The organism is Mycobacterium sp. IDUB_37 (genome assembly GCF_055419245.1).
This window is the reverse complement of sequence record NZ_JBVAXG010000008.1, coordinates 142,837-154,307: the sequence shown is the minus strand read 5'-3', so window position 1 is coordinate 154,307 and position 11,471 is coordinate 142,837. Positions and strand designations below refer to the sequence as shown.

Below are 11,471 nucleotides of genomic sequence, written 5' to 3'. Positions count from 1 at the left end.
GGGGGTCGATGCGGGGAGATGCTCGACTGCTTTGAGCCGGTGGGTTTAGTGGATACGGACGATGATCTCGGAATGACCCAGGCGGACCACGTCGCCGTCGGCCAATTGCCACTCCTGCACGGGGGCGTTGTTGACGGTGGTGCCGTTGGTGGAGTTCAGGTCCGACAGCAGTGCGACCTGCCCGTCCCAACGGATCTCCAGATGCCGGCGTGAGACGCCGGTGTCGGGCAACCGGAACTGGGCGTCCTGGCCGCGGCCGACGATGTTGGAACCATCGCGGAGTTGGTAGGTGCGGCCACTGCCGTCGTCGAGCTGGAGGGTGACCTGCGCCGCGGGTGATCCATAGCCACCCTGCTGTCCGTAACCGCCGTAGCCGCCGGCGGCCTGGCCGTAGTCCGGCGCGGCCTGCTGGCCGTAATCCTGCTGGCCATAGTCGGGTTGGCCCTGTTGGCCTTGTTGCCCGTAGCCGCCGCCCGCAGGTTCGCCGTACCCGCCACCCTGGGGGGCGTACCCCCCGGCCGATGAGGCATCGGCGTACTGGGTGTAGTCGCCCGCACCCGCGCCGTATTCCTGCTGGCCGTAGCCGCCGCCACCGCCCTGCTGGTAGCCCTGGCCGTAGCCGCCGCCCTGTTCCCCATAGGGCTGCCGCTGCGGCTCGGGGGGAGCCTGCGGTGCACTGGGCGCGCCGTAGCCGCCCTCGTCCGGACGGCCTTGCTCACGCCCGTAGTCGCCGTAACCGCCGTAGCCGGGCTGGCCACCACCCTGGGGTTGGCCTGGCGGCTGACCCTGGGGCTGACCGTAACCGCCGCCCTGCTGGTAACCCTGGTCGTAGCCCTGACCGCTGTAGCCGCCGGCCGGCGGACCGGAGGGTACGGCCGGATGCGCCTCGTAGGTGGGTGCGTAGCCACTCTGCGCCTGGTCGGGGTAACCGCCCTGGTCCTGCTGGTAGCCGCGCTGGTCGCCGTAGCCACCTTGCTCCGGGTAGCCGCCTTGCTCCTGGTAACCGCGCTGGTCGGGGTAGCCACCCTGGTCCTGCTGGTAGCCGCGCTGGTCGCCGTAGCCGCCTTGCTCCTGGTAACCGCGCTGGTCGGGGTAGCCGCCCTGGTCCTGCTGGTAGCCGCGCTGGTCGCCGTAGCCACCCTGACCCTGGGGCGGTGGGTAGCCCTGCTGGGGTGGGTAGCCGCCGGCCGGCTGGCCGCCTTCCGGCGGTCGCTGCTGGTACCGGTCGTCGTAGTACTCGTCGGGCCGACCCTGGCCCTGCCCGCCGCGGTAGCCTGGATTGTCAGTCATCGGTCGTACTCCTGGTTCTGCGCCAATCGCATCATGTGATTGTGGCGGGACGGAATCGGTAACCGTCGGGCGGGGCTCGACGTCTGGGTTAACAGCTCCGCGGGTGCGGAACTGGCCGGTATGCAGGTTCGAGGACCGCTCGAACCGGACGACCACATCACCATACGTTTGCCACCCCTGTTCTTGGATATAGTCCGCCAAGTACCGAGCAAAAGCGCTCGACGTGAGGTCCGGGTCGGCGCCCAACTTTTCAGAGTCGTGCACACTGAGGGTAATGATGTATTCGTTGGGTGCCAAAAGGCGATTTCCCTGCAGCGATCGGACGCCGTCGTCAGCCTCGCGCCGCAGCATGGCCTCGACTTCTTGCGGCACGATCGAGCCACCGAACACCCGGGCAAACGCATCACCTACTGTCGCCTCGAGTTTGCGCTCGATGCGCTGAACCAGCCCCCGTTGGCTACCCATTTTCCAGCTTTCGCCTCACAAATGTTCTGGGAAATCGTCGGCGTCCGACGATCGACTCGTCCACGTGTTCGCGTCAACGAGTAATCGTATCGGGACACCGCGACGACAGGGCACCGTGAGAATGCTGGGAATCACATCGATACTGTTCAGAGACCTTTGGTTGCGGTGACGTGGGTCGGCCGGGTGGGGAGGCCCGCGTAACGGTTGGGGTCGGCGGCCACTAGAGTGATATGGTCCTCCGGTTGTTTCGGGCGAGTGGCGGAATGGCAGACGCGCTGGCTTCAGGTGCCAGTGTCCTTCGGGACGTGGGGGTTCAAGTCCCCCTTCGCCCACTGTGTGCGGTTCTACGAACCGTGGGCATAAAGGTCACGAACCAGAAATGGTTCGTGACCTTTATGTTTGGTTGGGTGGCCGCGCAGGCGTGCGGCGGATCGACTGCTGCGGGGATCGAGTCCTTCAATTCCCCGGCGAGCCCGTCCGAGCATCAGGTTCAGCCATCGCCGACCACCGCCCCTTTGGCGGTGGAATCCGTGCCACGACCGACAGTCCTACTTGCCGGCACGCCATCACTCATCGCCTGACTTCGGCTCAACCGTCGTACGTCCGACCTAAAGTGTCGGAATCGAAGCTGTGAAACTGCACAGCGGGCTAGAAATAAGGCAGGGTTGAGCGTGTGGCGGTAGAACGTGCCGGTGGTGGCTCAAGCGCGGTCGCCGCGTCGTCACACGCCGCATGCGCGCGGTTTCGGGGCACAGACCCCCTGATCACAGGTATGACGCGCCGGAACCTCGCGAAGGCGGCTGGGTTTCCCGACACGTCTGGATCCATTCCGCAGGCGCGCTGGATGCGGGCAATGACGTTCGAGCGGCTGGTTAGGAACGAGGGCTTTGCCGCCCAGATTGCGACGCGCACAGTCGGAGCACTCGGACTCGCTCGGCCCAAAGAAGTAGTAATAGTTGACGCGCACATGAGCGTCGACACGACGGCGAAAGCACTCACGGAAGCGCACGCGCGGGCGATAGACGCTGGCGCCGTATCCCTCGTCTTCCAGCTCGCGGTGCCGTTTGTGGGATTCGAGGACGTTCGCGCAACGGATGTGAAACCGGACTTCGCGGTTGTGGCTCCGTCAGCGGACACTGCGAGTGCGTCGTGGCTTGTGATGGGCGACGCGAAGGACTACGAGCGAGTGCGATCGCGGATTGACGATGCGCGGATGCTGAAGGGTTTCCTTCAGGTCGCAGTCGGCGCCGAGTCCGCGCGTGCTTGGTCGCGGTTGCCTGACCAAATGTCCGTGCACACGTTCGGCGTCCTTGCGGTGCCGCGCAACGCCTTCCTTCAGCCAGAGCCGATAGTCGAGAATTTGCACGACTACGCAGAGGAAGTGACTCTCCGAATTGAGGAGCGTCGGCGTGAGGCCGAAGAGTCGGCGTACATCTCTGGTGGGGACGTGAAGATCCTTATCGAGCATCTTGAAGCTGCCTTCAATCCCTCCGGGTGCACAACGTGCACGCTGTTCTCGTACTGTCGCGACGAGCTGCGGCGCTCGGATACCCCCAGCGACCTGCTCATCGAGATTGGCGTGGCGCGAGAAATGCGTCGCCACGCGCTAGGGCTCGTCGACGGTGTCACAGCGGTAGGCCCTGTTCCCGCGTCGACAGCCGCGAACATCGCGGCGACCCTCAAGGGTGCCCCGCAATTGACCGGCCAGCGACGCGTGGACCAGGCCGGTACGCCAGGCACGCTCAACATCGTTCTCGCAAAATCGGATGCGGCAGCACTAGGCGTGCACGGCATCGGCGTCCAGCGCGTCACAGCGGCGGGTCGAGGTGACTGGGAATTCGTAACATTCGACGATCCACAGGCGCCCGACACCCGGCGTCTCGTGATGCGCCGCGTCGGTTCAGCGCTGACCCGAGCGATGCGTGAGCAAAGAATCGCAGCGGACGGCGGAACACCGGACGCCGTGCACCTGGTAGTCCCCGACAAAACGACCGCGGATGTGCTCGCCTCGATCGCAGACAACCTCGCCGGGGTTGAACTCAGTCGCCTGCGATGGGAGCGAGACAAGGACCAGGGGCGCCCCGCTCTAACGTACGACGGAGAGCCGGCGACCGTGCCCCGCCCGATCGCAGAGGCCGAGCGAACCGCGATTGCTCTCCTGCTGGAAGACGACCGCTCACGTGCCTTCAAACTGCGTTGTCCAGTCGTCGACGTCCGTGAGGTCCTCGCGCGACACCTGGTCGCCGGGGGTCCCGCAGTGAACTCGGGCCGCCTCGACTACCTCGTCGGCTGGGCGGAGGCCGATGACTCTCACCCAGTCGATCACCGGCAGTTCGCCGACGCCATAGAAGCCTCCGAACACACGCCCGGAGCACGCCTCACAAACTCTTCCTCGGACGCCATCCACGAAGCACTCGTCGGAAAGCGCGGCAAGCATGGCGGTTCGGGGGCCGCTGATCCGGAGCTATACAAAGCCCTTGTCGTCAAAGAATTGCACTACAAGGCAGAGATATTGGAGCGCGCGCTCGACGCGCTCGAGGGAATCGGCTCGTCGACCCTTCGCGAAGTTCACCGGGCCATCGAGTCTGACGCGCAGCAGGTGTGGCGTCGGCGGCTGCAGCTGCACGCCTCGGATTTGGTGCGCTTTGGTCGGACATACCGGCCCTGGCGTAACTCACTCGTGCCGATGATCGAGAGTGACGGATCGTGCGCGGCGCAGCTGCTCGCGTTGTCGAATCCACAAGCGGCAGAAGACATGGCGTCCGACGCTGGGAACCGGTCCGTCGCGTTCGCGACGGTCACGTCGGTCATGCCGCTCGAGCTGGAAATCGAATCTCGTCGACTCGGGGATGGTTCGCGCGTCGTGATGCTGATGCAAAACGGAGATGCGTGCGTCGAGGAGCCTGGTGTCTGGGTTGACTCGACGCGGGCCACCGCCTTCAAGATTGGCGGACTGAGCATCGGTCCGCTGAGCACCGGTACTGGAGCGCCACAGCTGCGTTGGCAACCGCAGACGGTTCCAGCGGTGGCGGTCGGCGATCGGCTTGTGGTTGCGGACTTCACGTGGTTTTCGAACCTCGCGAGAAACAGCATCCTGTCGGTGGCGAAACCTAAGCCAGATGATACGTCCGCGCCGAAGGCCGACTGCGAGTTCGGCTCGTACGACGAGGATGCCGAGATGCATCGATGGTGCTGCAGACCTCACGAACGGAGCGAGGCCGAGTTCTCCGACCTCATTGCGAGCCGGCGTGTGCGCGGCGAACTAAACCCCGAGACTTGGCCGCCGGTGCGTGACAGCGATGCGTTCGAAGTGTCGGCGGCTCACGCAGCGGCGGGTGATGCGTTCGTACTCGCGCCAGAGCCGGTGCCTACCGACCAGACTATGGATGATCTGGAATGACGACCGAACAAGCAACAACCAGCCACTTCATAGAACCGCGTGACATCGCGACCGGCGACACCTATCACGAGGATGCTGCGGCGCTCAACGGTGCCGTGGCCGACGAGGCGAGCCGGGAGCTTGCCGAGATGTTGTCGGGTACGTCGCCGGTGGAGCGGATTCTGATGAAGGCGTCGGCTGGTGCGGGAAAGTCGTACGCGCTGAAACGTCTAGTGGTCGAGGCCTCTCAGCACCCTCAGGGCAGACGGGTTGCGATCACGGCGTTCACGAACAAGCAAGTGCGGCCACTGGCTGTCTCGCTCGGGGAGTCGCTCGGTCGAGATGTCGTCGCGCTCCTCGCGAGCCAGGATGCGTTCAGGGAAATGCCGAGCGAGGTGCTCGCAGCAGCGACTGTGGTCACGTCGACCAGCCAACTCCCAACCGACGTGAAAGTTGTGATCGCGACGGCTGCCCGCTTCGGCGCGATTGGCGAAATGGGGCGGCTCCGCAATCACCTCGGTGCCGCGTCGAACGGCACTGCGCCGTTCGACGTCCTGTTCGTCGACGAAGCGTGGCAGATCGCACACCACTTGTTCGACAAGGTGACAAAGGTTGCACCGCTGTGGGTCGGAGTTGGTGACGTCGGTCAACTTCCCCCGCTGGAGATCGGAGAGAACCCGTGGCGGGGAGACCCGGGCTACAACCCGTACCGTGCGTGGCCGACCGACTACGACGACGATCCGCGCACGTGGTCTCGCGAACTTCCTACCGTGTGGCGTCCGTCCGCTGGTCATCTTGCCTTGTGGCGTGCGTTCTACCCGGAATGGGCATCGCTCGACTGTGTGGCGGCGCCGGGTGACCGCGAGGTCGATCTCGGGTCGATGGACGACGGCGTGGCCGAGATCTGGAGGCAGGTCGGTACGGGTGTACCGACGCTGCTTGAGATCGATGGCCTTGCTGAACCGGAGGCGGCCGACATCGACCTGCCGCTGATGGAGTTCGTCGAGTATTTGGTGGATGAGTTCTTCACCGCGGAAGCGTCGCTCGTCTCGGCGGCGTACGACGATGACGTGCCGGGTCGTCCAACTGGGAAGTGGGACAAGGCCAGCCCGCGAGGCGATCAACGGGATCCGCTGATCGCGATACTGGCGACGCGTAATCAGTCGGTCGACGACGCAAAAGAGATCGTCGGGAGGCTGCAGGAGAAGCACGGCCTGACTGATCGGGATGTCGTTGCGTCCACGGTCGATTCTTGGCAAGGGAACACAAACGGGATAACAATCGCGGTGCATCCGCTGAACGGTGCGACCGAACTCGATGCGTTCAACTCGTCGTTCGGCCGGCTCGCGGTCGCGTGTACGCGGGCGACGCATGGCCTGCTGATGTTGACACGGCCCGGATTGAACGAACTGCTGGCCGAGGCGCCTGCCCGCCCCGGCACGCCGTTCGGAGAGCCGGGCACCCGTCAACTTCCGCGTCAGACGCACGCACGGATCGTCGCGACGTTCGCGCGCGGCACGATCGATGTGTCGGACGACGACTGATCGGCGCGCGCTTGAGAAGATCCTCTTCGCACCCTATTTGTTGAAGGAGACTTGTGTCCCGCCTGAACGATCTGTTGAGGAAGCTCGAGGACAGTGACGCCGCACTGGCGAAGGACCTGAAACGTGAGGTTGATGCACTGTCAGGCCGGCGGGCGTTCGGTTTGAATTTCGAGCGTCACGTTCCCGAAGCCGTCGAGTTGCCGGGGCGTCCCGTGCGTCGGGGAGATAAGGTGCGGATCCTCCCGCCGCGAGGTTCCAGAGCGAGCGCGGGCGACGACCGTTTGTGGCGAGTGGTGGCGACTGCGAAAGATGCCTCCGGCACCCGCACAGCGTCGCTCGAGCTGTTGGGGGACGCGGATGAGACCGCAGAGGCCCAGTTTGTCGATCTAGTGGTGGTCGCCGAGTTCCGTGACCCGATTTATCCTGGGCTTGTCTCGACCGGCAAAAAAATTGAACGCGGCGGCGACAAGCCGTTTCACACGGTAATCAACGCCGAGAACTACTATGCGCTCCAAACGCTGCTGTTCACGCACCGCGCGAAGGTCGACGCAATATACATCGACCCCCCGTACAACACCGGAGCAAAAGACTGGAAGTACAACAACGACTATGTCGAGGGTGAGGACCTCTATCGTCACTCGAAGTGGCTCGCGTTCATGGAGCGGCGGCTGAAGCTCGCAAAGGAGCTCTTGAACCCCGATAATTCGGTACTCATCGTCACGATCGACGAGAAGGAGTACCTGCGGCTGGGGCTTCTGCTGGAGCAGACTTTCCCGGAGGCGCGCACTCAAATGGTGAGCAGCATCATCAACCCGAAGGGCGCGACCCGGTCAGCTGCATTCAAGCGTACTGACGAGTACGTCTACTTCGTGATGTTCGGCGATGCTGGTCCTCGTGCGCTACCGCTGGGCGATGACTGGAAAGTGGTACAAGACCCACGTGCCCAGCGGCTGCGGTGGGCGGAACTTCTGCGCTCAGGCACCAATGCCAGGAGGACGGATCGTCCGGGACTCTTCTACCCAGTCTTTGTGCGCATCGCCGAGGACGGGGCCGTCTTCGACTCCATCGGTGACAGTGTTGATGGCGATCCCGCTGATGTCACCCCGCCCGCCGGGTGCGTCGCCGTCTGGCCTATTCGAGCGGACGGAAGCGAGGGGAGATGGCAGATCAGCGGCAGTGCACTAAGGACGCTGATCGACAAGGGCTACGCCAAGCTAGGCGCCCCAGGACGAGACCGGCGGCCCAACATCACCTACCTCGCGCGGGGCGAGCAGCGAAAGGTGGATGAGGGCCTATTCCCAGTCTTAGGCCGCAACGCGGACGGTTCCATTGTCGTTGATTCCTCGTCGTACACGCCCGTGTTCATTCCCGGAACGCAATGGAGGATCACTTTCCACGAAGCGGGCGGACCGGGGGGAAGCGGGCTGCTCCGTACGCTCATGCCCGATCGCAGTTTTCCGTTCCCGAAATCTCTCTACGCCGTCGAGGACGCGCTGAGGTTCTTCGTGACGGACAAACCCGACGCTGTAGTGGTGGACTACTTCGCCGGCTCGGGGACCACTGCGCACGCGGTGATGCGCTTGAACCGACAGGACGGTGGTCGCCGACAGTGCATCTCTGTGACGAACAACGAAGTGTCGGCCGAAGATCAGACCCGTCTCCGCAGGCAGGGACTGCGGCCCGGTGATGCTGATTGGGAGCGGTGGGGAATCTGTGACTACATCACAAAGCCGCGGATCACGTCTGCGATCATTGGCAAGACTCCCAACGACGATCCGATCAAGGGTGACTACCGATTCACCGACGAGTTTCCGATTGCCGACGGCTTCGAGGAGAACGTCGAATTCTTTGAACTGACTTTTGAAGCGCCCCTGCGGGTTTCGTCCAATCGTGAATTCGCCAAGGTCGCTACCATCCTGTGGTTACGTGCTGGTTCCGAAGGGCGCCGTATCGAGGACGTCTCGGCGGGTTGGGATGTGGCTGACACATACGGTGTGCTTGTCGACGTCGACCAATCGGAGGCATTTATCCCGGCGGTTGCCGCGCAGGGCAGAGCCCGAATCGCGTTTATCGTGACCGATGAAGACCGTCTGTTCGAAGCGGTTGTGCGCCAGCTGCCTGAGCGCGTCGAACCGGTGCGTATGTACGAGGCATACCTGCAGAACTTCGAGATCGAGACGGGGCGGGCTGCACTGTGAAGTTCACTCTCAAGGACTATCAGGAAGAGGCCGTTGACGACGTCCTGAACACCCTCGAACGTGCCCGCACGGCCTGGGAGCGCGACGGCGCCGAATCGTCGATCGCCCTCACAGCACCTACTGGAGCGGGCAAGACGGTGATGGCTGCTGCGGTCATCGAGGCGCTGTTCTTCGGGTCCGAGAAGTTCGACGTCGACCCGGACGAAGGCGCCGTCGTGCTGTGGTTTTCGGACGACCCCAATCTGAACGACCAGACGCGAATGAGACTGATGGACGCGAGTGAGAAGTTTACGTCGTCAGACCTTGTTGCGATCGAGCCGCCGTTCGCAAAACCCAAGCTGGATCCTGGGCGCGTTTACTTCCTGAACACGCAGAAGCTTTCGAAGAGCTCGAAACTCACGCGGGGGCACGTCGAGGACGGTAGCCAGCTAACCTTGCCCGGCGCACCGGATCTGCAGGGCTTCACAATTTGGGAGACGATCGCGAACACCATCACTGACGAAGACCGCACGTTGTATCTCGTTCTCGACGAGGCGCACCGCGGTTTCAACACCAAGGCCAGGAGTGACAAGACGACTCTCGTTCGGCGTCTCGTTCAGGGCCACGCTGGGTATCCGCCGATTCCGATCGTGTGGGGTATCTCGGCGACGATCGAGCGTTTCGACACCGCGATGAAAGAGGCCGACGCGTCCAAAGACCGTCGGGCATTCCCGCCCGTGATGGTCGATCCCAATCGAGTGCAGGATTCCGGCCTCGTCAAAGATGTTGTCAGCCTGGATATTCCGAACGAAGCTGGCAACTTTGATACGACACTGGTCAAACTCGGCGCGCAGAAACTTGCGTCGTCGACCGAGCGGTGGGCTGCGTACTCGAAAGACCAGGGACTCACCGAGATGGTTGTCCCGCTGCTTGTCCTGCAGACGCCCAACACGCCGGATTCGGATGAGATCGGTAGGGCGCTCGACACCATTGCCGAGGTGCTGCCGGAGCTCTACGGCGGCAACGTGGCCCACGTGTTTGGCGATCATTCGAGACAGCACTTCGGCCGCTGGGACGTCGGTTGGATCGAGCCGCAACGGGTGCAGGAGACGCGCGACGTGAGAGTCCTGGTCGCGAAGGACGCGATCTCGACGGGTTGGGACTGCCCGCGGGCAGAGGTGATGGTATCGTTTCGACCGGCCAAGGACACCACGCACATTACCCAGCTGTTGGGTCGCATGGTGCGCAGCCCGCTCGCCCGTCGTGTGCCCGGCGACGAGGCCCTCAACGCCGTCGAGTGCATCCTGCCGTTCTTCGACCGCACCACGGCCGGGAAAGTCGTGCGCTACCTCACCGGTCAGCTCGAAGAGATGCCCGGCACTACCGCCACGAAAAAGATCCTGCTGGAGGGCCGCGAGTTGCGGCCCAACCCTTCGATCCCTGACTCCGTGTGGTCAGCGTGGCACAAACTGCCGACCCAGACCTTGCCGAAGCGCGGTGCGCGGCCGGTCAAGAGGCTGGTCGCTCTTGCGCAGGCGCTCTCGATGGACGGCGTGCAGTCGGGCGCCCTTTCTGACGCGGAGCGCGAGATGCATTTGATTCTCGACACATACGCGAAGCGGTACGGCAACTTGTTGGATCAACAGATCGACGAGGTGTGGCGCGTCGACGTTCAGGAGATCTCCGGCACGTCGACGTCTAGCAAGCTGACTTACCGTGAGTTCTCGATGCGTGCGGACGACCGGGCCATCCGGTCTGCTTTCGAGGACGCAAAGAAGGCGCTCGGCGCGGACATCGCACAGTCGTACGTCAACTATCTCGCGGGTGACGATGACGAGGATGACGACGGTCTGCGGGACGCGTACGTGCGCGCCTCCGCGCTTGCGATGATCAAGGAGGTGCGCGAGAAGGTCGACCAAGAGGCAACTCATCTGGTCGACAATTGGTTTGCGCGGCACCGCGTAGCGATCAAGTCGCTTTCAGACGTCCGGCAACAGGACTACGAAGACATCCGCGCAATGACGACCGATCCGCAACGCGGGGAACTCGGACAGCCGCGGACACGAATGGAGGACTACAAGGTCCTCGAGGACAACGACCAGGTTGCCCTTGCACCGCTCGTGCGGGCGCATCTGATGTCGGATGAAGACGGCATGTTTCCGATGTCGTCGCTCAACAAGTGGGAACAGCAGGTTGTCAATGCAGAGCTCGCTCAACCGGGAGCCGTTGGCTGGTACCGCAATCCGCCTCGGCCTGCAGTCGATTCGCTGGGAGTCGCCTACCGCGATGGTCAGGGTAACTGGCGCACTATGCACCCGGATTTCGTCTTTTTCCACGAGGTTAGGGGTGAAGTGAAAGCGTCGATTGTCGACCCGCACGGGACCCACCTCGACGACGCGGTCGCCAAATTGAAGGCGCTCGCGGATTTCGCGCGGAGTTTCGGTGGCGAGTTCCATCGAGTTGAAGCACTCGCGCAGGTCGGGACCACGATGAAGGTGCTCGACATGACGAAGCCTGCTGTGCAGGAAGCCATTCTGCATGAGAGCAAGCCGGCCGTCGAATTCTACGAATCCGACCTCGCGGTCGAGTACAGCGTGTGATGACGACGCACAGCGG

5 protein-coding genes and 1 tRNA gene are annotated in these 11,471 nt (G+C 63.4%); 5 read left to right on the top strand and 1 reads right to left on the bottom strand.

Annotated features, from left to right (window positions below; translation table 11 throughout):
• Positions 1–45: 45 nt before the first annotated feature.
• Positions 46–1,755, bottom strand: a complete 1,710-nt coding sequence (locus ACZY1I_RS24195; RefSeq protein WP_463758281.1) for a DUF3662 and FHA domain-containing protein — start codon at positions 1,753–1,755, stop codon at positions 46–48.
• A 249-nt stretch (positions 1,756–2,004) separates the two neighbouring features.
• On the opposite strand from ACZY1I_RS24195, the gene ACZY1I_RS24190 reads away from it, so the two are divergent.
• The 5 genes from ACZY1I_RS24190 to ACZY1I_RS24170 all read left to right on the top strand — a co-directional run bounded on the left by ACZY1I_RS24190 (position 2,005) and on the right by ACZY1I_RS24170 (position 11,455).
• A tRNA-Leu gene (locus ACZY1I_RS24190) sits at positions 2,005–2,087 on the top strand.
• Between the two features lie 440 nt (positions 2,088–2,527).
• Positions 2,528–5,155 (top strand): hypothetical protein, encoded by a 2,628-nt coding sequence (locus ACZY1I_RS24185; protein ID WP_463758278.1) that lies wholly within the window; start codon positions 2,528–2,530, stop codon positions 5,153–5,155.
• A 95-nt stretch (positions 5,156–5,250) separates the two neighbouring features.
• Positions 5,251–6,678: an AAA family ATPase gene (locus ACZY1I_RS24180; RefSeq protein WP_463758276.1), complete on the top strand. Its 1,428-nt coding sequence runs from the start codon at positions 5,251–5,253 to the stop codon at positions 6,676–6,678.
• A gap of 53 nt (positions 6,679–6,731) precedes the next feature.
• Positions 6,732–8,876 (top strand): site-specific DNA-methyltransferase, encoded by a 2,145-nt coding sequence (locus ACZY1I_RS24175; RefSeq protein ID WP_463758273.1) that lies wholly within the window; start codon positions 6,732–6,734, stop codon positions 8,874–8,876.
• Complete coding sequence (locus ACZY1I_RS24170; RefSeq protein ID WP_463758269.1) at positions 8,873–11,455, top strand: DEAD/DEAH box helicase; 2,583 nt, start codon at positions 8,873–8,875, stop codon at positions 11,453–11,455. The genes ACZY1I_RS24175 and ACZY1I_RS24170 overlap by 4 nt, the downstream gene beginning before the upstream one ends.
• Positions 11,456–11,471 lie beyond the last annotated feature (16 nt).